The organism is Streptomyces sp. NPDC058457 (assembly GCF_042720695.1).
Taxonomy (GTDB): domain Bacteria; phylum Actinomycetota; class Actinomycetes; order Streptomycetales; family Streptomycetaceae; genus Streptomyces.
The window spans coordinates 1-20,419 of the sequence record NZ_JBHXLU010000115.1 but is presented as its reverse complement, the minus strand read 5'-3'; the positions used below and the strand labels follow the sequence as shown (position 1 = coordinate 20,419).

The 20,419-nt window shown below is 71.9% G+C and carries 18 protein-coding genes; 9 read left to right on the top strand and 9 right to left on the bottom strand.

Annotated elements, in window-relative coordinates; all coding sequences use genetic code 11:
* Positions 1 to 180 precede the first annotated feature (180 nt).
* The 3 genes from ACFWPS_RS47900 to ACFWPS_RS47890 all read left to right on the top strand — a co-directional run bounded on the left by ACFWPS_RS47900 (position 181) and on the right by ACFWPS_RS47890 (position 3,253).
* Complete coding sequence (locus tag ACFWPS_RS47900) at positions 181 to 1,239, top strand: rhamnogalacturonan acetylesterase (RefSeq protein ID WP_383718990.1); 1,059 nt, start codon at positions 181 to 183, stop codon at positions 1,237 to 1,239.
* 69 nt (positions 1,240 to 1,308) lie between these two features.
* The gene (locus ACFWPS_RS47895) at positions 1,309 to 3,087 is read left to right on the top strand and encodes a DUF2264 domain-containing protein (RefSeq protein WP_383718987.1); all 1,779 of its coding nucleotides are present in this window, start codon (positions 1,309 to 1,311) and stop codon (positions 3,085 to 3,087) included.
* A 43-nt stretch (positions 3,088 to 3,130) separates the two neighbouring features.
* Positions 3,131 to 3,253, top strand: coding sequence for a hypothetical protein (locus ACFWPS_RS47890; RefSeq protein ID WP_383718984.1), 123 nt, complete (start codon positions 3,131 to 3,133; stop codon positions 3,251 to 3,253).
* Here the strand turns inward: ACFWPS_RS47890 and ACFWPS_RS47885 are convergent.
* The 4 genes from ACFWPS_RS47885 to ACFWPS_RS47870 form a co-directional block, all read right to left on the bottom strand.
* Positions 3,243 to 4,625, bottom strand: a complete 1,383-nt coding sequence (locus ACFWPS_RS47885) for a hypothetical protein (RefSeq protein ID WP_383718982.1) — start codon at positions 4,623 to 4,625, stop codon at positions 3,243 to 3,245. The two genes, ACFWPS_RS47890 and ACFWPS_RS47885, sit on opposite strands and share 11 nt — an antisense overlap.
* 54 nt (positions 4,626 to 4,679) lie before the next feature.
* The gene (locus ACFWPS_RS47880) at positions 4,680 to 5,648 is read right to left on the bottom strand and encodes an alpha/beta hydrolase (RefSeq protein ID WP_383718979.1); all 969 of its coding nucleotides are present in this window, start codon (positions 5,646 to 5,648) and stop codon (positions 4,680 to 4,682) included.
* Positions 5,649 to 5,882: 234 nt separating this feature from the next.
* Positions 5,883 to 6,569, bottom strand: coding sequence for an alpha/beta fold hydrolase (locus tag ACFWPS_RS47875; RefSeq protein WP_383718976.1), 687 nt, complete (start codon positions 6,567 to 6,569; stop codon positions 5,883 to 5,885).
* On the bottom strand, positions 6,562 to 7,152 hold the full coding sequence (locus tag ACFWPS_RS47870; RefSeq protein ID WP_383718974.1) for a TetR/AcrR family transcriptional regulator: 591 nt from the start codon (positions 7,150 to 7,152) through the stop codon (positions 6,562 to 6,564). The genes ACFWPS_RS47875 and ACFWPS_RS47870 overlap by 8 nt, the downstream gene beginning before the upstream one ends.
* 127 nt (positions 7,153 to 7,279) lie before the next feature.
* On the opposite strand from ACFWPS_RS47870, the gene ACFWPS_RS47865 reads away from it, so the two are divergent.
* Positions 7,280 to 8,539, top strand: coding sequence for an MFS transporter (locus tag ACFWPS_RS47865; protein ID WP_383718971.1), 1,260 nt, complete (start codon positions 7,280 to 7,282; stop codon positions 8,537 to 8,539).
* Between the two features lie 15 nt (positions 8,540 to 8,554).
* Here the strand turns inward: ACFWPS_RS47865 and ACFWPS_RS47860 are convergent, their stop codons facing one another.
* The 5 genes from ACFWPS_RS47860 to ACFWPS_RS47840 all read right to left on the bottom strand — a co-directional run bounded on the left by ACFWPS_RS47860 (position 8,555) and on the right by ACFWPS_RS47840 (position 13,924).
* Positions 8,555 to 9,355, bottom strand: coding sequence for an ABC transporter permease (locus tag ACFWPS_RS47860; RefSeq protein ID WP_383718969.1), 801 nt, complete (start codon positions 9,353 to 9,355; stop codon positions 8,555 to 8,557).
* A gap of 5 nt (positions 9,356 to 9,360) precedes the next feature.
* Positions 9,361 to 10,167 carry an ABC transporter permease gene (locus tag ACFWPS_RS47855; RefSeq protein WP_383718966.1) on the bottom strand — a complete coding sequence of 269 codons (807 nt, stop codon included), beginning with the start codon at positions 10,165 to 10,167 and terminating at the stop codon, positions 9,361 to 9,363.
* On the bottom strand, positions 10,167 to 11,174 hold the full coding sequence (locus ACFWPS_RS47850) for an ATP-binding cassette domain-containing protein (protein ID WP_383718963.1): 1,008 nt from the start codon (positions 11,172 to 11,174) through the stop codon (positions 10,167 to 10,169). Before ACFWPS_RS47850 ends, ACFWPS_RS47855 begins: the two co-directional genes overlap by 1 nt.
* Positions 11,175 to 11,366: 192 nt before the next feature.
* Positions 11,367 to 12,602, bottom strand: coding sequence for an ROK family transcriptional regulator (locus tag ACFWPS_RS47845; RefSeq protein WP_383718960.1), 1,236 nt, complete (start codon positions 12,600 to 12,602; stop codon positions 11,367 to 11,369).
* A 68-nt stretch (positions 12,603 to 12,670) separates the two neighbouring features.
* On the bottom strand, positions 12,671 to 13,924 hold the full coding sequence (locus tag ACFWPS_RS47840; protein ID WP_383718958.1) for an FAD-binding protein: 1,254 nt from the start codon (positions 13,922 to 13,924) through the stop codon (positions 12,671 to 12,673).
* A 162-nt stretch (positions 13,925 to 14,086) separates the two neighbouring features.
* Here ACFWPS_RS47840 and ACFWPS_RS47835 point away from each other — a divergent pair, with 162 nt between their 5' ends.
* The 5 genes from ACFWPS_RS47835 (at position 14,087) to ACFWPS_RS47815 (ending at position 20,376) form a co-directional block, all read left to right on the top strand.
* Complete coding sequence (locus tag ACFWPS_RS47835) at positions 14,087 to 15,094, top strand: hydroxyacid dehydrogenase (protein ID WP_383718955.1); 1,008 nt, start codon at positions 14,087 to 14,089, stop codon at positions 15,092 to 15,094.
* Positions 15,095 to 15,165: 71 nt separating this feature from the next.
* The gene (locus tag ACFWPS_RS47830) at positions 15,166 to 16,233 is read left to right on the top strand and encodes a LacI family DNA-binding transcriptional regulator (protein WP_383718952.1); all 1,068 of its coding nucleotides are present in this window, start codon (positions 15,166 to 15,168) and stop codon (positions 16,231 to 16,233) included.
* 126 nt (positions 16,234 to 16,359) lie between these two features.
* Positions 16,360 to 17,034 carry a pyridoxamine 5'-phosphate oxidase family protein gene (locus tag ACFWPS_RS47825; protein WP_383718949.1) on the top strand — a complete coding sequence of 225 codons (675 nt, stop codon included), beginning with the start codon at positions 16,360 to 16,362 and terminating at the stop codon, positions 17,032 to 17,034.
* A gap of 57 nt (positions 17,035 to 17,091) precedes the next feature.
* Positions 17,092 to 18,411 carry a radical SAM protein gene (locus ACFWPS_RS47820; RefSeq protein WP_383718946.1) on the top strand — a complete coding sequence of 440 codons (1,320 nt, stop codon included), beginning with the start codon at positions 17,092 to 17,094 and terminating at the stop codon, positions 18,409 to 18,411.
* A 459-nt stretch (positions 18,412 to 18,870) separates the two neighbouring features.
* Positions 18,871 to 20,376: a cellulose binding domain-containing protein gene (locus ACFWPS_RS47815; RefSeq protein ID WP_383718944.1), complete on the top strand. Its 1,506-nt coding sequence runs from the start codon at positions 18,871 to 18,873 to the stop codon at positions 20,374 to 20,376.
* The last annotated feature ends 43 nt before the right edge of the window (positions 20,377 to 20,419 follow it).

Here is a 20,419-nt window from a genome sequence, read left to right as displayed (position 1 = left end):
CTCCTTCGGTGGGGCGGGGGTGCGGGTGTCCCTGAGGGTGACAGTTGAATCGATTTCGCGAAAGGGCTTTCGTCAGCCTGGAGTTGGTAATCTCGTGAAAACCGCCCAAGGTCTAGAAAGCGCTTGTGGATGGCGCTACGGTCCCCGCCAGGCCCTGTCACCATGACGGAGGAGTCCCGGGTGAGACGTTTCAACGGTGTTCGCGTCGCCGCGCTCGCGGCGGTCGTCCTCGGCACCTGCCTGACGGCCGTTCCCGCCGCCCAGGCCCACGACCGGCAGCCGCCGCTCGGCATCGGGAACTGCACCGCCACCGCCTGCCACTTCGACGTCCCGCCGGGCGACTACGACGTGAGCGTCCGGCTCGGCGGCGAGGCGGCGTCCAGCACGAGCATCAGCGGGGAGACCCGGCGCTCCCTCCTCCCCGAGACGGCCGCGGCCGCCGGGCGACACGTCACCCGCGGCTTCACCGTGAACGTCCGCACCCCCGAGGGCGAGCCGACGGGGCCGGACGGAACTCCGGGACTGGACCTCGCCATCGGCGGCTCCGCACCCGCACTCGCCGGCATCCGGGTCACCCCGGCCGCCCGGCACACCCGGCAGATCCTTCTGATCGGCGACTCCACCGTCTGCGACCAGCCCGCCGACCCGTACTCCGGCTGGGGCCAGCAGCTCCCGCAGTTCCTGCGCAAGGGCGTCGCCGTCGCCAACTACGCCGACTCCGGCGAAAGTACGGTGACCTATCTCCAGAATCCCCAACTGTGGGGTAACGTCCAGCAGTTGATCCGTCCGGGTGACCTGGTCCTGATCCAGCTGGCGCACAACGACAAGACGACGGACGAGGTGACCTATCGTGCGAACCTGGAGACGCTGGTGGCGGGCGTACGGGAGAAGGGCGGGCGGCCGGTGCTGGTCACACCCATCGTGCGCCGCTGGTTCAATGCCGACGGCACGCTGAACAACGACATCGCGCTTCTGGTCAACGGGCTCGGCGTCAATCATCCTGAGGTGATCCGCTCGGTCGCCGCCGCCGAGGACGTTCCGCTGATCGACCTCACGGCGAAGACCAAGGCGCTGGTGGAGTCCCTCGGCGTGGAGGGCTCGAAGGCGCTGTACCTGTACAACGAGAAGAAGGACAACACGCACACCTCCGCGTACGGCGCCACCGTCTACGCGGGCCTGGTGCGTGACGAGCTTCTCGCCCGGCACCTGGTGCCCCGGGGCACCGTGCGGGCGGGATGAGCCCCTGGGGCGCCCCGACCGGAACCGGGGCGCCCCAGGTTCCAACGGTACGAGCGAGAAAGAGCCTTGATGCAGCTGCCTCCCGAGGACCGCCGCCTCAGCCCGCGCACCGGATACACCCGCGCCCACTGGGAGGCCGCGGCCGACGCGCTGCTCGCCGCCGTGGAGCCGTACGCCACCCCGGACCATGCCCTCTACCACCTCCCCGGCGACCACCAGAGCTGGTCCGGGCAGCTCTCCGACGGCCTGGAGGGCTACGCCCGCACCCTGCTCCTCGCCGCCTTCCGCCGTGACGAGACCGTGCTCCAGCGGTACGCGGACGGACTCGCGGCCGGCGTGGCGGGAGTCTGGCCGCGCATCGAGGACCGCAGCCAGCCGCTGGTCGAGGCCGCCTCGGTCGCCCTCGCCCTGCGCCTGACCCGCCCGCTGCTGTGGGACCGGCTCGACGACGCCGTACGGCAACGGGCGGCGGCCTGGCTCGCCGACGCGCTGACCGCCGAACCCTGGCCCTGCAACTGGGAGTTGTTCCCGGTGACGGTCGGCGGCTTCCTGGCCGAGGTCGGCCATGAGCCCGCGGCCGCGCACAAGGCGATCGACCACGGCCTGGCCCGCATCGAGGACTGGTACGTCGGCGACGGCTGGTACACGGACGGCGACGGCCGCAAGTTCGACTACTACAACGGCTGGGCGATGCACCTCTACCCGGTGCTGCACGCCTGGCTGGCCGGCGACCAGCAGCTGCTGGACCTGTACGGCGGCCGCCTGGAACGCCATCTCGCCGACTACGCCCGCCTGTTCGGCGGCGACGGCGCCCCGATGCACCAGGGCCGCTCCCTGACGTACCGCTTCGCGACCACGGCCCCGCTGTGGCTGGGCGCGTTCACCGGCCGCACCCCCCTGTCCCCGGGCGAGACCCGGCGACTGGCCTCCGGGGCGCTGAAGTACTTCCTCGACCGGGACGCGCTGGACGACCGGAGCCTGCTGACCCTCGGCTGGCACGGCCCCGACCCCGCCGTCCTGCAGGGCTATTCGGGCCCCGCCTCCCCGTACTGGGCGAGCAAGGGCTTCCTCGGCCTGCTGCTCCCGCCGGACCACGAGGTGTGGACGGCACCGGAGGAGCCGGCCCCCGCGGAACGCGCCGACGCGGTCACCCCGATCGCGCCCGCCAACTGGCTGCTCCAGTCCACGAGTTCGGACGGGGTCGTGCGCCTCCACAACCACGGCAGCGAGGACGTCCGCTACGACCCTTACTACACCCGCCTCGGCTACTCGACCGTGACCGGGCCCTCCGCCTCGTACGACAACAGCGTGATCGTCGGCGGCGATCCGAGCCGCACGGGGATCGAGCCGCTGGGCGTGGGGGAGGGGTGGGCGGCGTCGCGGCACTCGGCCGGTGCGGGCGCCCGGGTGACGAGTGCGGTGCTCGTGCACGGGGCCGTGGAGGTGCGGGCCTTCCGGGTGACGGGGGCGGAGCCCGGGACGCCGGTGCGGGTGACCGGCTGGGCCGCACCGGAGGGTCTCCAGGCCGAACTGCTGCCCGTCGTAGGCCTCGACGACGCGCTGACCGGGATCACGGCGGCGGACGCGACCCTGTTCGTCGCGCTGAGCCGGCTCACCGCCACGGCGGACGCCGTACCGCTGGGCGAGACGGTGACCGTACGCGCGGCGGGGGACCGGGAGCTGACGGTGCTGTGGAGCGGGGGACCCGGACTGCGGATCCGATGGCAGGGCGACGGAGTGGCTGTGGAGCACAACATGACCCGCACTCAGGGCCGCACCGAACCGCAGGGCCTTGACCTCGGGTCGCGGCTGCCGCCCGAGAACGCGCCGCGGCAGACCGCCACGTAGGCGGGCGCGACCATGCCCGTCACGCCCGCTGCTGCCAGTAAGGATGCTGACGCAGCTGCTGCGCGGCGGCGCCGCCGAGAACGACGCCCGCAATCCGGCGCTGCCCGTCGAGGCCATGCGCCGGATTGCGGAGTCGCTCGGTACGGCGGCCCGCGTCAGGGGGTGAGACGGGCGATCCGCAGCGTCGTCGTGGTCGGTGAGGCCCCGCTGAGCGGGGTGCCGTAGGTCGGGGTCACGGGTGCGTAGGCCCAAGTGAGGGAGCCGTCCTTGAGGACCGCGATGTCACCGGTGAACCGTGCGCTCACCACCTTGCCGGCGCTGACGAACCTGCCGTTCCAGTCGACCAGCCGCAGATGCGTGCCCGTGAAGGTGCCGGTGCAGGTGCCGGCCGAGCACCTGGCGTTCTTCAGGGACTCCCAGGAGAGCAGGAGCTTGTCCTTGCCGTAGGGCGCGAGGTGCACGTTGACGTTCTCGACGGTCTTGGAGCTGGTGAGGTAGATCGCCTTGCCGGGACCGGAGTTGCGGTTCTTCAGGAACGCGATGGCGACCTGGTGGGTGGCGGTCTTCGGGGTGACCGTCCAGCCCCGGCCGCTGCTGTCGTCCGGGTTCTTCTTGGCGGAGGCAGCGCCCCGGGAGGCGAAGGCGGTCGCGTACCTGCCGGTGGACGACTTCACCAGGTCGCCGGTGCGGCCGGGGAAGGTACCACCGCAGTACCCTGCCCAGCACTGCTCCCGCTGGACGACCGGGGCCACGTCCGGGGCGCCGATGCCGGTGGAGACGAACAGGCCCGAGCGCCAGTCGTCGAAGCAGAGCGAGGTGAAGGCGCCGGAGGTCTCGGCGTGCAGGGCGATGCCCTCGTTGTGGCTGCACCCCCAACTCCAGCCGCCGCTCAGCTTCTTGCCCCCCGCGCTGACGTACGACAGCTTGTCGCCGAAGTGCCCGTCGGCGAAGCCGCCCGCGCCGTGCACCACGAAGTAGGCGCCGTACTTGGAGCCGTTCCAGGTGAGCTGGCCGTCGAGGGTGGGGGAGGTGTCATGGGAGGCGGTGCCGGTGAGCTTGTTGGTCCAGGTTCTCTTTCCGCCCGTGTACCGGACGATCGCGGCGGCCGTCTCCTTCCACTTGTTGGTGTCGGCGACCCGGGTGAGCAGCGCGAACCCGTTGGTGTGGGCGACCAGACCGCCCACCTCCTTCGCGCCCTTGACGACCGTGTCGGCGCCGGACCGCTTGCCGGCCGCGGTCAGCGGGGTGACGTGCACGCCGTCGGCGGCGGGCCAGGCGACCCGGAGCGTGCCGTCGGGGGCGACCGCGGTGGCGGTTCTGTTCCATTCCCGGGTGTTGTTGTAACCCGCTGAGAGGTAGGGGTACTTGGCGCCGAGACTCACCGCCGTGGACGTGACCTTCAGGTCCGGGGTCGTCGCCGCGCCGGCGGTGGCGTACCAGGCGCCGGCCAGCAGACCGCCGGCGGCGAGGAGCCCGATCGCGGGCTTGCGGTAGGCGTGGACCCGGCGGTGACGTGTGGTGCGTGGTGCAGAAGTCATGCCCTGTGGTCGCCGCCGGGTCCCGGAAGGTTGCCGTGCGTGTGAACGTCTCCGTCAGGCCTGGTCGGGTCCGACGGCATTGCGCAGGAACGCCGTGGCCTGGTCGATGGCGCCACGGGCGGCCTCGGACTTGCTGAGCGAGTTGAGCAGCATGAAGTCGTGGACCGTGCCGTCGTAGCGCACCGTGGTCACCGGGACGTCGGCCGCCCGGAGCTTGGCGGCGTACGCCTCGCCCTCGTCGCGCAGCACGTCGGCCTCGTCGACGATCAGCAGAGCGGGCGGCAGGCCGGAGAGCTGCTCGGTGGTGGCGTGGTTGGGAGAGGCGGTGATCTCCGCGCGCTGGTCCGGGTCGGGCGCGTAGGCGTCCCAGAACCACTCCATCAGCTTGCGGCTCAGGTAGTAGCCGGTGGCGAACTGGTCGTAGGAACCGGTGTTCATGGCCGCGTCCGTGACCGGGTAGTACATCGACTGCTGGACGAACGTGACGTCACCGCGCTCCTTGGCCATGAGGGCGAGTGCGGCCGTCATGTTCCCGCCCACCGATTCCCCCGCCACCGCCATGCGCTGTGCGTCCAGCCCCTTGGACGCTCCCTCGCGGACGATCCACTGGGCGGCGGCGTAGCCCTGCTCGATGGCCACCGGGTAGTGGGCATCGGGTGACGGTGTGTACTCCACGAAGGCCACGGCCGCTTGTGCGCCGACCGCCAGCTCCCGCACCAGGCGGTCGTGGGTGCCGGCGTTGCCCAGTACCCAGCCGCCGCCGTGCATGTACAGCACGACGGGCAGCATTCCGGTGGCGCCCTGCGGCTTGACGATGCGTACCCGTACGTCGCCCACGGCGGCCGGCACGGTGATCCACTCCTCGTCGACCGGCAGTTTGTCGATCGGTGCGGCCTGGAGGTCGTCGAGGACCTTGCGCGCGGCGGCGGGATCCAGCTCGTACAGGAACGGGTGGTGCGAGGTTGCTTCGGCGAGTGCCCGTGCTTCGGGTTCGAGGACGATCGAGGCGGTCTGAGCAGCCATGGGAATGCTCCCTGGGGAAATCCGAGAACGGCATGATCGGGAAGTCCGGGAAGGGCATGGCGCCGAGCGCACAAGGCTGACGAGCATCGCGATGCGCCTCCGCCGTGCGGTGGCCGACGGAGCCTGCGCCCTGGGTCAGGCCCTCGGTGAAGACCTACTGTCCACCTTAGTCACGCCTCCTCCGCCGCTGCATTCCAGGTGTGCGGCCGGTCGCTCTCTGCCATCCCGGCGGTGTCACCCGGTCCCGAGCAGCGTCTCCCTGACCTGGTCGGCGAACCCGGCCGGGTCCTCGAGGACGCCGAGGTGGCCGCCGGGTAACTCCGTGAAAGCCGCGCCGGTGTGCTCGGCCACGAACTCCGCCGTGCGGTACAGGAGTTGGCCCTTCGAGTCGATTCCGGCCGCGATCGTGAGGCGGGCCAGCGCGCCCGGTGGGCGGTAGGTGGTGAAGGGGCGGAGGACGTGCGCGAGGAAGACGGCCATCGGGGTCCCGGGGGCCGGGCGGGCGGCGTCGAGCTGCTCGACGAGCTCGGTGCGCAGCCGCTCGCCGTCCGGCAGCAGGGTGACGCACGGCGGCTCGTGCGCGATGACGTGCCGGAGCCGGTCCGGGTGGCGGGCCAGCAGGTCGAGGGCGGTGATACCGCCGGCGCTGGTACCGAAGACGTACGCAGACTCGCCCTCGTCCTGCGCCAGTACCTCCTCCAGCACCCGGTGCGCGCCCTCGCTCCAGTCCGCCACGGCCTGGTCGGCTACCGGGTCGCCCAGCCGGCCGTGGGCGAGGCCCAGCGGGTCGTACGTCACGACCGTGAAGTGCGGGGCGAGGCGTTCGGTGAGCGGGCCCAGACCCATGGGGTGCCCCGCCCCGCCGGGGAGCACGAGCAGCACGGGGCCGCTGCCGGTGACGTCGTAGTACAGGTCAGACATGGTGGTCGGTCTCCTCGCGGGGCCAGTTCTCCAGTGCGATGTGCAGAGCGTCGATCGCCCGGTCCCAGGAGGCGCGGACCTCGCGCGGGGCGTTGAAGCCGCCGCAGGCCTCCAGGGCGCAGTAGCCGTGGAAGGTGGCGCGCAACAGGCGTACGGCGTCGGTGAGATCGGGTTCGGCCAGGCCGTAGCCGCGCAGCATGCCGTAGGTGATCTCCACGGTGCGGCGCATGGCGGGGTTGTCGGGGTCGACGAGCGTGGGGTCGATGCGGATCTGGGTGGCCGCGTAGCGCCCGGGGTGGGCGAGGGCGTACGCCCGGTAGGCGTCGGCGTAGGCGGCCAGCGCGTCCCGCCCCGACCGTCCGGCCACGGCGACGCCGATCCGGTCGATCATCTCGCCGCCCGCCAGGAGCGCGAGCCGGTGGCGCAGGTCCTGGAGGCTGCGGACGTGCGAGTAGAGACTCGCGTCCCGCACACCGAAGCGCCGGGCCAGCGCGGACAGCGAGACCTGCTCGAACCCGGCCTCGTCGGCCATCTCGGCCGCCGCGGCGACCAGCCGGTCGGCGGTGATTCCGGCACGGGCCATGTGCTGCCTCCCCTGGTACTCCTAGACAGAATCCTATGGCCTCTAGGTTTCGACCGTCATGGGATTTATCGCGGCGCGCCCGGCCGGGGTAGCGCCATAAGGTTGCCGGGAGACGGAAGGGGGAGCCGTGGCGAACGGGGCGCGGCGCGTGACACGGGCGGCACGGCAGCGGACGGCGGACGGTCAACCGCTGTGGAGGCAGCGGGACTTCGGGTTCTTCTGGCTCGCCCAGACCCTGTCCGTCCTCGGTGACTCCTTCAGCCTGGTCGCACTGCCCCTGCTGGTCCTCCAGGCGACCGGCTCGGTGGCCCGGATGGGGCTGCTCACCGGCGTCGGCGGTGTCGCGATGGTGCTGGCGGCGGTCTTCTCCGGTGTGGTCGTGGACCGGGTCGACCGCCGGAAGCTCCTCATCGCCTGTGACCTGGTCCGCATGGTCCTCTACGGGCTGGTCCCGCTCGTCTGGCTCACCGGACCGCACCTCTGGCTGCTGTACGCGGTCCTGCCCCTGTGCGAGGCCGTCGGCATGCTCTTCGCCGTCGGATACGTCACCGTCGTCCGCGGACTCGTCGGGCCCGGCCGACTGACCGAGGCCAACGGCCGGTTGAACGCCACCGCGGCCGCCGCCGGCGTGCTGGGACCGCTCGGCGCGGGCCTGGTGGCCGCCCGGACCGGACCCGCCGACGCGGTGGCCGTGGACGCGGCCAGCTACGCGGTCTCGGCGGGCTGTCTCCTCTTCGTGCGGGTCCGGGAGCGCGCTGTGGACGACCGGCCGGTCAAGGACACGGGTCTGTGGGGAGACCTGCGCACCGGGCTCTCGTACCTGGTCCGCCACCCCGTCCTGCGCTCGCTCGCCGGTCTCCTCGCCGTGTTCAGCTTCCTCAGCCTCGGCGTCACCGACCTGGTCATCTACCACCTCAAGCACGATCTCGGCCACGACGACGGCACGGTGGGGACGGTGATGGCCGTCGGCGCGGTCGGCACGATCACCGGGGCGCTGCTGGTCGCCCGGCTCCGGCGGCGGCTGGGTTTCGGGCCCACGTGGATCGTCTCGACCGCGGTCTGCGGACTGGCCTTCGCCGGGCTCGGCCGGGCGCACACGGTCCCCGCCGTGGCCGTCCTGAGCGCGGTCTACCTGGCCTGCCTGGGCATCGCGGGCACCTGCTCCATGTCACTGCGTCAGGAGATCACCCCCGAGCCCCTCCTGGGCCGGGTCACCTCCGCCTACTGGACTCTCCAGTACTCGGTCGCCCCGGTCGGCGCGGCCGTCCTCACCTGGGCCGCCGAACAGTACGGCACCGCCCGCGTGGCCGCCGTGGCCGGAGCCTGCTGCACCCTCGTCGCCGCCGTCGGCCTGTGCACCCCGGTCCGCGGCGCGCGGCACGGCTGACGCACGAGCGGAACGTCAGCCGTTCACCCCCGTGTAGTGCCCCAGCGACCACCGCCACAGCCAACGGGCGGCCAGGTAGGCGAGCAGGCCCAGGAAGGGCGAGGCGGCGGCCAGCCAGTAGGGGGCGCCGGTGGAGTGGCCGTGGCCGGTGAGGACGGCCGCCGGGAAGTAGGCGACGAAGGCGAGCGGGAGGCCGTAGGTGAGGAGGCCGCCGACCGCCCTGGGCAGGACGTTGAGGGGGTAGCTGCCGAAGGTGCCGAGGAGCTCCTCCAGCCAGCGGCCCCAGTAGTCGGCGGCCGGGAAGCGCAGGGAGGCCGAGGCGACGACGGTGAAGAGGGCGGCCTCCAGGAGCATGCCGCCGAGCACCGCCGCGACCAGGTACGCGATCCGGCCCGGCGTCCAGTCCAGGTGGCTGCGGCCGAGCGCGCCCGCCATCAGGCCCACCGCGACGGTCAGGTCGCCGATCGCGTTGGTCGGGAAGAACTCCAGCTGGACCTGGCGGTAGACCGGGAGCGGGCGGAGCAGGTACGCGTCGATCTTGCCTTCCTGGATGTGCCGGCCCAGGCCGTGCACCCGGCCCAGGAAGAGCACGAACAGACCGTGGGCGAGCATCCGGGTCGCCGGGATGAGCAGGACGTCCGAGCTGTCCCAGCCGCCCATCCCGGCGAACCGGGTCAGCAGCACGGTCGCGAACACGATCACCGACACCTGCCAGACCGCGCCGATCGCGATCATCATCAGGAACTCGGTGCGGTACTCCAGCTGGGCACGGAAGTTGAGCTGCGTGACCCGCCAGATGATCCGTACGGCGTTCATGGGCCTCAGCCTCCCTGGGAGACGACTCGACGGGCGGCGCGCCGCCACAGGAACCGGGTGAGGAAGCGCAGCGCCACCAGCCAGCCGGCTTGGACGCCGAGCTGGAAGCCCGCCTCGGAGAGCGGGATACGGCCCACGTACAGGGACAGCGGCACGTTGAGCGTGGCCTGGAACGGCAGGAAGGAGCTGAGGACCAGGAACCAGTGCGGGAAGAACCACAGCGGCGCGTACACCCCGGACATCAGGTTCTGGGCGAAGATCAGGATCAGCAGGGCGGCCGTGTTGCGCAGCGTCCAGAAGCACAACTGGTCGATGAGCAGCATCACGTAGTGCAGGACCCACTGGCCGAGGAGCAGGCTGAGCGCGAACACCCCTGCCACGGCCGCCGACCCGGGAGGTACGACCACCCCGGCCGCCAGGCAGATCGCGTATCCCGTCAACGCCCAGGCGAAGCCGTACAGTTGCTCGCCCAGGGCGCGCAGCGCGTAGTAGCGGTGCGGGGAGAGCGGGCGCAGGTACCAGTAGACGACCGTGCCGTAGTACATGTGCTGGGCGACCGAGTCCCGGCCCGCGTACTGGTCCAGCTCCCGCAGCCGGGAGGCGAGTACGGCCAGTACGGCGAAGGTGACCGCCTGGTCGCGGGAGAGCCCGGCCGTCGTACCGGTCTGGGCGTACAGGCCGTGCCACAGGGACGCGACCAGCACCACCTGCACGGTCAGCCGCAGCAGGGCGGCGGTGATGCGGGGCGGGGTGTACAGCTCGCCGAGCGGGGTGACCCGGGCGGCGCGCCAGGCGTAGGGCAGGGTCGTCATCACGCCGCCTCGGCCTTCGCCCTGGCCTCGGCGTAGGCCGCCCGCATCACGTCCTCAAGGTCTGCCTCGTCCACCGCCACACCGGTCACCTCGTACCGCTCGATGACCAGCTTCAGCGCCTGGTGGACGGTGGGCGCGGCCGGACCGTCAGGTCCGAACACCACCTGGGGCCCGTCATGGCTCACCAGCGCGATGCCCGGCAGCGGGCCGACCGGGGTGTGCGGGTCTGCAAGGGTCGCCCGCACCTGCCAGGTCGAGCCGAAGTCCCGGCGGACCTCGTCCAGGGTGCCGTCGAGGACCAGTCGCCCGTGGTTGACCAGCACCACCCGTTCGGCGAGCCGCTCCACCTCGGTCATGTCGTGCGTGGTCAGCAGCACGGTACGGCCGCGCTCGGCCACCTGGTATCGCAGGAACTCGCGGACCTGCTCCTTCACCACCACGTCCATGCCGATGGTCGGTTCGTCCAGGAAGACGACCGGCGGATCGTGGAGCAGGGCGGCGGCCAGGTCGCAGCGGACGCGCTGGCCGAGCGAGAGGTGCCGCACCCGGGTGTCCCAGAAGGCGGAGAGTTCGAGAAGTTCGTCGAACTCCCGCAGCCGCGCAGCGTGTTCGGCCTTCGGTACCTCGTAGATGTCCCGCAGGATCGCGAACGACTCCCGCACCGGCAGGTCCCACCACAGCTGGGTCCGCTGCCCGAACACCGCGCCGATGTTCCGGGCGTTGCGCTCCCGCTCCCGGTACGGCACCACGCCCGCGACCCGGGCCTCGCCGGAGGTGGGGGTGAGGATGCCGGTGAGCATCTTGATGGTGGTCGACTTGCCCGCGCCGTTCGGGCCGAGCAGGGCGAGGAGTTCGCCCGGGGCCACGTCGAAGGAGATGTCGGAGACCGCGTGCTTCTCCACGCGCTCGGGGTTGACCAGGGAGCGCAGGGCGCCCGCGAAACCCGGGCGCCGGACGGTGGTGTGGAAGGTGCGGGACAGGCCGCGGACCTCGATGCTTCCGGCCACGCTGAGGACCCCCTCGTTCCGTGCACGACATACGGCCGGTCGGTTTGAGAGGCCGACCGGCCGCGTTTACGCCACGACGGTCGCAGAGCGCCGAGGAGCCCGGCAATGGATTAATCGACCCGCGATTTGGACTATTCGATCACCGCGATTCGATCACCGGGCAGAGCGTGTCGACGGTCGGGGCCGGGGCGGTCACCGGGATGCGGGCACGGTGCGGCCCGGGCGGCCCCCGTTGCGCAGGCCCACCGACCGCAGTGCGCCCTCCAGGGCGAACGTGGCCGCGCCCAGGCAGACCGGGTCGGTGGGGATGGGGGAGAGGACGATCTCGGTGGCGGCGAACGGCCGCCCGAGCGCGTGCCGCCGCACCGCCTCCCGCACCTCCGTCAGCAGCGGCTCACCGAGCCGGCGGGCCACCCAGCTGCTGAGCACGACCAGTTCGGGATTGAGGAGATTGACCAGGTTGGCGATGCCGGCGCCGATGTAACGGGCCGTGTCCCGGACGACCTTGACCGCGACGGGATCACCGTCCGCCACCCCCCGGGCCAGCGCGTCCACGGTGGCCGTCTGGTCCTCCGGGTGCAGCAGCGGGCTCTGCGGACTCAGCTCCCGCAGGTTCAGCATGATGCCGGGGGCGCCCACGTACGTCTCGACGCAGCCGTGGTTGCCGCAGTGGCACAGCCGGCCGTCCAGGACGAGCGTCGTGTGCCCCCACTCCCCGGCGCTGTTGCTGACCCCCCGGTGCAGTCCGCCGCCGAGCGCGAGCCCGGCGCCGACCCCCGTTCCGAGGTTCACCACCACGGTGTCCCCGCGCCCGCGCGCCGCCCCGAACCACTGCTCGGCCACCGCGCAGGCCCGCAGCGGATTGTCCAGGTAGAGGGGATACGCGATGTGCCCGGACAGCAGGCGCAGCAACGGCACGTCGTGCCAGTCCCAGTTGGGGGCGTACTCGGCGATGCCGGTGGCCCGGTCCACCTGCCCCGGCACGCTCACCCCGACGCCCAGCACCCGCGCGCCCTCGATCCCGGCCTGCGCCACCACCGCGCCGACCGCAGCGGCCACCTGGCCCACCACCTGCTCCGGCCGGTTCTCGCCGGGGCGCACGTCCTCCTCGGCGCGGGCCATCACGTTCAGAGCGAGGTCGAACAGCTCGACGTGGACGTACGTCTCCGCGATGTCGACGCCGATCAGCGCGCCCCCCGAGGCGTTGACCGCGACGAGTCCCCGGGGGCGGCCGCCCGCGGAGTCCTCGAAGCCGACCTCCGTGATCATCCGCAGCTCCAGCAGCTCCCCGACGAGGGTGGCGACCGTGGCCAGGCTCAGCCCGGTGACGGCCGCCAGCTCCTGTCGGGAGGTGGGAGACTCGGCGATGATGTGCCGAAGCACCTCGTAGCGGTTCGCGGTGCGGATGTCACGTGATGTGTGCTTCACGCGGCGCAAGGCTATGGCCTGGGAAGCGCTTTCGACAAGCCATTACCTTAAGGGTTGGATTAAGTCCGTCAGCCGTTCAGGACATCCGCCACGAAGGGATTCGTGAACTTCCCGTCGGGGTCCAGGTCCCGGGCCAGGGCGCGGAAGTCGGCGAGCCGCGGGTAGCGGCCGCGCAGCACCTCGCCGGGCACGGCGTGCACCTTGCCCCAGTGCGGCCGCGGGTCGAACGGCGCCAGCGCCTCCTCCAGCCGGCGCACCACGGGCAGCACCGCCGTCAGGTCGTCCACCCAGGTGAAGTGCAGGGCGACGGAGTCGCGGCCGTGGGCGGGGCTGAGCCACTGCGGATCGGCGGCGATGGTCCGCACCTCGCAGGTCTGCAGGACGGGGGAGACCGTCTGCCGGATCCCGTCGACGGCGTGCAGTGCGGCCACGGCCGCCGGCCTCGGCAGCAGGTACTCCGACTGGAGCTCGTCCCCGCTGCTCGGCGTGAACTCCGCCCGGAAGTGCGGCAGCCGCTCGTGCCAGGGCCCCGGCACCCCGAACTGCTGGGTGCAGTTGCCCGCCGGCATGCCCGGCACCGGGTGCATCGCCTCGGTCGCCGGCGCGGCCCACCCGAAGTCCACGGCCGGCCGGTCGGTGCGCCGCTTCACCCACACCTGCCTGAAGCCCGGCTCCCGCCAGTCGGTGAACAGGCTCACGCTGTAGGCGGCCCCGGACACCGCTGCGAAGTCGAGGCCGTCCAGCGGCAGTTCGGTGTATACAGTCTGCGCCATGTCATATGCCGCCTCCAGGTCCAGGGTGAGAGCGGTGACGGCACCCAGCGCCCCCAGCGACGTCACCGCCCCGTCGAACCCCGCGTCCCCCCGCGCGATCCTCGCCGTCGAGCCGTCGGCGAGGACCAGCTCCACCTCCCGTACGGGCGCCGCGAGCGACCCGTTGGCCACGCCCGAGCCATGGGTGCCGGTGGCGACCGAGCCGGCCACCGAGATGTGCGGCAGTGAGGCCATGTTGGGCAGCGCGAGTCCCCGCGCGTGCACCGCGCGGGCCAGCTCGGCGTAGCGCACCCCGCCCGCGACCCGGACCGTACGGGCCGCCGTGTCCACCTCGACGGCCGGCGGCAGCCCGGCGATCGAGACCAGCACACCCTCCGGGCCCGGGTCGGCGATGCGGTTGAAGGAGTGCCCGCTGCCCAGCACCCGTACCCGCGCACTGCCGGCCACCAGCGACCGGAGCTCGTCGAGGGAGTCCGGGCGATGGAACTCCTTGGCGGTGTACGTGATGTTGCGCGCCCAGTTGGTGACCGTCTGCACCGGATCCGTCATCTCTGCCGTCCCATTCCTGTCGTCCTCCGGGGAGTGTCCGTCGTTCTCCGGGAAGTGTCCGTCCCCTCCGGGGGGTGCCTGTCCATTGACCCTCTCATTCGCCGAGACCTACGGTAGAGACCGGTTGCTATCCGCGCGTCACCGAGCCGGAAGGTCACTTCCTTGCCCGAGCGTCCCCAGGCACTGTTCGCCATGACTGCCCAGAACGTGCCGCACATCTTTCCGCCGGAGGTGCTCGCCCGACTGTGCGAGTACGTAGAAATCGATCCCACTCTGGTGGCGCACGACTTCACCGATCCCCGGGTACGGGAGGCGCTCGCCCGCACCGAGGTCCTGGTCACCGGCTGGGGCTGCCCGGTCCTGGACGCGGCCGCCCTGGACGCGGCGCCGAAACTGCGGGCGGTGCTGCACGCGGCCGGCTCGGTCAAGGGCTTCACCACGTCCGAGGTCTGGCGGCGCGGCATCGTCGTCTCCTCGGCCGCCGCCGCCAACGCACTGCCGGTCGCCGAGTACACCCTCGCGATGATCCTGCTCGCCGGGAAGGACGTCTTCGCCTTCCGTGACCTGCTGCGCACCCGCCGCGCCTTCCCGTACGGCGACATCGTCCCCGGCATCGGCAACTTCCACCGCCGGGTCGGCATCGTCGGCGCCTCCCGCATCGGCCGCCGGCTCCTCGAACTCCTGCGCCCGTACGACCTGTCGGTCGGTCTCGCCGACCCCTACGTGGACGAGGCGGAGGCCGCCCGGCTCGGCGTCCCCCTGCTGCCGCTTGACGAGCTGCTGCGCACCTCGGACATCGTCACCGTGCACGCTCCCCAGACCCCGGAGACCCGGCACCTCCTCGGCGCCCGCGAACTCTCCCTGATGCCGGCCGGTTCGGTCCTGATCAACACCGCGCGCGGCTCCCTCCTCGACCACGACGCCCTGATCGAGGAGCTGCGCACCGGCCGCCTGACCGCGATCCTCGACGTGACCGACCCCGAGCCGCTGCCCGCCGACTCCCCGCTCTTCGACCTCCCGGGCGCCTTCCTCACCCCGCACCTGGCCGGCTCCCAGGGCAACGAGGTGGCAAGGCTCGGGCTCACCGTCGCGGAGGAGGCCGGACGGCTGCTGACCGGCGACGGACTGCGGTACGCGGTCGACCACTCGGTCCTGGAGCGGGCCGCGTGACGGGCCGTCCGCCGGGTGCCTCCGGCCGTCTCGTAGGGTGACCTGAACACATGACGAAGGGGGGCCGAGCGGTGGCGAAGAGGACGCAGCCGGCGCCGAACGGGGACGCCTCGACGGTACGGGACGTGGCCGCGCGGGCCGGGGTCTCCGCGTCGACCGTCTCCCGGGTCCTCGGCGGCACCTACCCGGTCGCCGCCACCACCCGCGCCAAGGTCCTCAAGGCGATGCGCGAGCTGGACTACGTGGTCAACGCACACGCCCGCGCGCTCGGCGGTGCCACCAACAAGACCGTCGCCTTCGTCGTGGACGACGTCACCGGTCCCTTCTACGCGCACATCGCCCGCGGGGTCGAGGAGCAGGCCTCGGCGGAGGGCCGGCTGTGCATGCTCTGCACCACGCACGGCGACCCGCGGCGCATCCTCGCCGTCGTGGAGACCATGCGGGAGCAGCGGGCCGACGCGGTGATCGTGGTGGGCGGCGCCCTGGAGGACAAGGCCTACCACGACCGCATGACCCACTTCGCGCACGCCCTGGACCGGTCCGGCTCCCGGCTGGTCCTCGTCGGCCGCCCGCCGCTCGGCCCGGGCGTCCCGGCCACGGTCGTCGACTACGACAACGAGGGCGGCGCCTTCGCCCTCACCAGCCACCTGCTCTCCGGCGGCCACCGGCGCATCGCCTACCTGGGCCGGGTCCCCGGCCTGTCCACCAGCGCCCAGCGCGTCGCCGGCTTCACCCGTGCCCACGAGCTCCTCGGCCTCGCCCCCGACCCGGACCTGATCCTCGACGGCGTCTTCTCCCGCTCCTACGGCTACCAGGCGGCCCGTGAACTCCTCACCTCCGGGCGGGAGTTCACGGCGGTCTTCGCCGCCACCGACATGATCGCCACGGGCGTGATCCAGGCGGTACGGGAGTCCGGCCGCCGCATCCCCGACGACATCGCGGTGGCCGGGTACGACGACATCCCGGTCGCCCGGGACGTCTATCCGACGCTCACCACGGTCCACGTACCCCAGGAGGAACTGGGCCGCGCAGCCGTCCGGCTAGCCCTGCACCGCGACGAACTGCCGGACGGGCAGCATCTGGTGCTGGGGACGCATGTGGTGTTGCGGGAGTCGACGCGGCGGGCCGCCGGCGGTTGACGGCGACGGCTGACGCCGGCGGTGGAACGCCGGAGCGATCTACGGATTTCGTTGCATCGCGCGCCGATGGCTGTCGTAACAGGCCATGCCATGGCCATTCCCATGCGATATCGGTAGCGTGCGGCCATGGTCTCTGACTCGCTCTCCCCGCACCTTCCCGTGACCGACCGCACCCGCCACCGCCGGCTGCGCGAGCAGGGCAGTCTCGACCGGGCCGAGCTGGAGGCGATTCTCGACGCCGGGTTCGTCTGTCATCTGGGGGTGGTGGTCGAGGGGCACCCGCTGGTCGTGCCGACGGTGTACGGGCGGGACGGGCGGCGGCTCTATCTGCACGGCTCGGTCGCCAGCCGCAGCCTCGCGGGCGGGACCCTGGTCTGTGTCACCGTCACGCACGTCGACGGCCTGGTGCTGGCGCGGTCCGTCTTCGAGCACGGCGTCAACTACCGCAGCGCGATGGTCCACGGCACCGCCCGCAAGGTGACCGACCCCGAGGAGAAGCTCGCGGGCCTGCGCCTGCTCTCCGAACACGCGGCCCCGGGCCAGTGGTCGTACGCCCGCCGCCCGAACCGCAGGGAGCTGGCCGCCACCACGCTCCTCGCCCTCTCCCTGGAGGAGGCCTCCGTGAAGATCCGTACCGGAGCGCCGGACGACGGTGACGGACCGGACGCGGAGCTGGGGCTGTGGGCCGGTGTCCTGCCGCTGACCTCGGCCTGGGGCGCACCTGTGACGGATCCCGCTTTGCCCCCGAACACCCCCGTACCGGGACACATCGCGCGCCGTGAGGGGACCCGGCACGGCTGACGGCCGAGCGGGGGCATAACGTGAGGAGCCGAACGCCTGAGCCGGGAGGAGACACGGATGGGCAGCCGTACCGCGCTGGTCGAGGATCTGATGGAGAGGTTTCCGCACGTACCACGGGAAGCCGTCTTCAAGGAGGACCTGCTCCGGGGCGGTGTGGCCTTCGACCCCTCCGCGCTGAGCGACAACGAGGGGGGCGAGGTCAAGCCGAAGTCGTACTTCATCTTCTCCTTCGACCACGGCACCCTGCCCGAGCTGGGCGAGGCCGCGCTGCGCCGGCCGCCGGAGGAGATCATCCTCACCGGCGGGCCGTACGACCTGCGCCGGACCGTGGTGTCGGTGCGGGTGAACCCCACCTCGCCGTACCGCGTGGCCGCCGACGACGAGGGCGTGCTGGGCCTCTACCTCGACGGGAAGCGGATCGCCGACGTCGGCGTGCCGCCGATGCCGGAGTACTACCGGCACAAGCTCTCCAACGGGAAGTCCGTGATGGAGGTCGCCCCGACCATCCAGTGGGGCTATCTGATCTACCTCACCGTCTTCCGGGTCTGCCAGTACTTCGGCGCCAAGGAGGAGTGCCAGTACTGCGACATCAACCACAACTGGCGCCAGCACAAGGCGGCCGGGCGGCCGTACACGGGTGTGAAGGACGTCGAGGAGGTCCTCGAAGCCCTGGAGATCATCGACCGGTACGACACCGCGAAGGCGTCCACCGCCTACACGCTGACCGGCGGTGCGATCACCAAGACCGTCTCCGGGCGGGACGAGGCCGACTTCTACGGGCACTACGCCAAGGCCATCGAGGAGCGGTTCCCGGGGCGCTGGATCGGCAAGGTCGTCGCGCAGGCGCTGCCGCGGGACGACGTGCAGCGGTTCAAGGACTACGGCGTGCAGATCTACCACCCCAACTTCGAGGTGTGGGACGAGTACCTCTTCAAGATGTACTGCCCGGGCAAGGAGCGGTACGTCGGCCGGGACGAGTGGCACAAGCGGATCCTGGACTCGGCCGAGATCTTCGGCGCACGGAACGTGATCCCCAACTTCGTGGCCGGTGTGGAGATGGCCGAGCCGTTCGGCTTCAAGACGGTCGACGAGGCGATCGCGTCGACCACCGAGGGGCTGCGCTTCTTCATGTCGCACGGCATCACGCCCCGCTTCACCACCTGGTGCCCGGAGCCGACCACCCCGCTCGGCAAGGCCAACCCGCAGGGCGCCCCGTTGGAGTACCACATCCGGCTGCTGCAGGCCTACCGCCAGACGATGGAGGACTTCGGACTCTCCTCCCCGCCCGGCTACGGGCCGCCCGGACCCGGCCGTGCCGTCTTCTCCGTCAGCTCCTTCATGGACAGCCTGCCTGCGGCGGAGCCGACGAAGGTGTGACTTGCGGCGGGCCGCCGCAAGTGACTGGCGAGAACGGTGAGTCGAAACGCGGTCGCTGTCCGTACTAGGGGCCGGAGTTGTGGACCACGGTGGACACGAGCGCGTTCTCCGGCCGGACTACGATCCACGGCCAGGTGCCCGCTTCGGCCGTCAGCGTCTGCCCGGTACGGTGACCGCGATCCCCGCGCGCGGTCGGCGTACCTGGTGCAGGCGCTCGACGCGCGGGAGCGGGTGGCGGCCGGGGAGCGGCCGGGCAGCTGGGCGCAGCGGCTGACGTGACGCCGGGGACCGGTGGTACGGGTGACGGGGAGAATCCGTGGCACGACCACCGGTAACCGGTTTTGAATATGCCGCTTGTCAGTTGTGCAGGAGACGTGAAAAGCTCGGGCCTGCCGCGAGGTTCCCCCCAACTCTGTTGCCGATACGGTGAGTTGACCTCGCTTTGGATGCAGGAGACCCATGCCAGACCTGCCGACCCCTCAGGACGCCGCCGAGGCAGCGCTGTTCTCCGAATGCTGGGACGCGGTGCTCTCCTACGCCGACCTGTGCACGTCCGGCTCTCTGACGGCCAATCAACTGGCCACCGAGGCTTTCACGCTCGGTATGCGTGAAGCCCGTGAAGCGGACTTCGCGCCGGTCCGCAGCTCAGGACGGCGCGCCGCCCGGCTGCCGATGATCCCGCTGCTGCTCACCGCCGTGCGCAACACGGCGGCCGCCTGGGAGGTCGAGGGGCTCGGGCACCAGCTCGACCCGGACCTGCGGCTGTGGCTCAACTCCGAGAAGGCCGCGCGCTACACGGGTCTGCCGTTGCAGCGTCCCGTCGCGCTGCGCGGCCTGCGGGACATGCAGGAGGCGGACGCCGAACTGCTGTGGCTGGCCGAGGTGGAGGCGTTGCCGCTGCCCTCCGTGGCACGCCGGCTCGGTCTCGATCCGGTCGTCGTCGCCCAGGAGCTGGAGCAGGTGCGCGTACTCTTCCGCGACCGCTGCCACCGCGCCCACCTCGACACGCCGATGGCCGCCGAGTGCCGCAGCTACGCCCGGCTCCTCGACGCGGTCACCCGGTCCTCCTCCGCCGACACGCCCGAGGACCTCTCCCGGCACCTCGCCACCTGTGTGCAGTGCGCCGAGGCCGCCGCCTGTCTGCGGCTGCACGGCGGCGGACTGCCCGCGGCACTCGCCGGCGGGGTCATCGGCTGGGGCGGCCTCGCCTACCTGGAGCGCCGCCGCCGCGCCGCCGAGGTACGGCTCGGCGCGGGCCGCCCGGCCACCGCCGACCTCGACGGCGGCGACCCCAAGGACGGCAGCGGCCGGGGCAAGGTGCTGCGGCACGGGCTGCTCGGCGCGGCGGTGCTGATCTCGCTGGTGGCGCTCGGCGTGTCGATGATGCCGATGGGCGGCGGTTCCGGCGACGACACCACCTCCGCCTCCCAGGACGACCGGCAGCCGGTCGCCGACCCCGGCTCCGTCCTTCCGTCGGCCGACCCGACCCCCTCGCACACCGCCTCCGCCGCCCCCTCCGCCTCGGCCACCGCCGTCGGCGAGACGGACCACAAGAACCCCGACCCGGAGCCCCAGGGCACCTCCTCGGCCACGGCGAGCACCGGCGGCCACCACGCCACCGCCTCCGCCAGTCCCACCCCCTCCGCGGCGGCCGCCTGCCAGGTCTCCTACGACCTGGTCAACCAGTGGACCGACGGCTTCCAGTCCACCGTCACCGTCACCACCAGCCAGGCCCTGACCGGCTGGCGGGTGCAGTGGTCCTTCCGGGACGGCCAGAAGGTCACCCAGATGTGGGACGCGACCGTCAGCCAGAACGGCGGCGTGGTCACCGCCGACGCCGCCGACTACAACCAGTCGGTTGCCGCGAACGGCACCCTTTCCTTCGGCTTCCTCGGCACCTGGAGCGGCCGGAACTCGGCGCCGTACGCCTTCACGCTGAACGGCGAGTCCTGCTCGTCGAGCTGAGCCGCCCGTACGACCGGCGGCCGGGCGGACCCAGGAGGGTGGG

Bases quoted from the DNA above. Each gene is read 5' to 3' on its own strand.
- ACFWPS_RS47895 (WP_383718987.1), top strand. From the start codon at position 1,309: ATGCAGCTGCCTCCCGAGGACCGCCGCCTCAGCCCGCGCACCGGATAC.
- ACFWPS_RS47890 (WP_383718984.1), top strand. From the start codon at position 3,131: ATGCTGACGCAGCTGCTGCGCGGCGGCGCCGCCGAGAACGACGCCCGC.
- ACFWPS_RS47885 (WP_383718982.1), bottom strand. From the start codon at position 4,625: ATGACTTCTGCACCACGCACCACACGTCACCGCCGGGTCCACGCCTAC.
- ACFWPS_RS47880 (WP_383718979.1), bottom strand. From the start codon at position 5,648: ATGGCTGCTCAGACCGCCTCGATCGTCCTCGAACCCGAAGCACGGGCA.
- ACFWPS_RS47875 (WP_383718976.1), bottom strand. From the start codon at position 6,569: ATGTCTGACCTGTACTACGACGTCACCGGCAGCGGCCCCGTGCTGCTC.
- ACFWPS_RS47870 (WP_383718974.1), bottom strand. From the start codon at position 7,152: ATGGCCCGTGCCGGAATCACCGCCGACCGGCTGGTCGCCGCGGCGGCC.
- ACFWPS_RS47860 (WP_383718969.1), bottom strand. From the start codon at position 9,355: ATGAACGCCGTACGGATCATCTGGCGGGTCACGCAGCTCAACTTCCGT.
- ACFWPS_RS47855 (WP_383718966.1), bottom strand. From the start codon at position 10,167: ATGACGACCCTGCCCTACGCCTGGCGCGCCGCCCGGGTCACCCCGCTC.
- ACFWPS_RS47840 (WP_383718958.1), bottom strand. From the start codon at position 13,924: ATGACGGATCCGGTGCAGACGGTCACCAACTGGGCGCGCAACATCACG.
- ACFWPS_RS47825 (WP_383718949.1), top strand. From the start codon at position 16,360: ATGGTCTCTGACTCGCTCTCCCCGCACCTTCCCGTGACCGACCGCACC.
- ACFWPS_RS47820 (WP_383718946.1), top strand. From the start codon at position 17,092: ATGGGCAGCCGTACCGCGCTGGTCGAGGATCTGATGGAGAGGTTTCCG.
- ACFWPS_RS47815 (WP_383718944.1), top strand. From the start codon at position 18,871: ATGCCAGACCTGCCGACCCCTCAGGACGCCGCCGAGGCAGCGCTGTTC.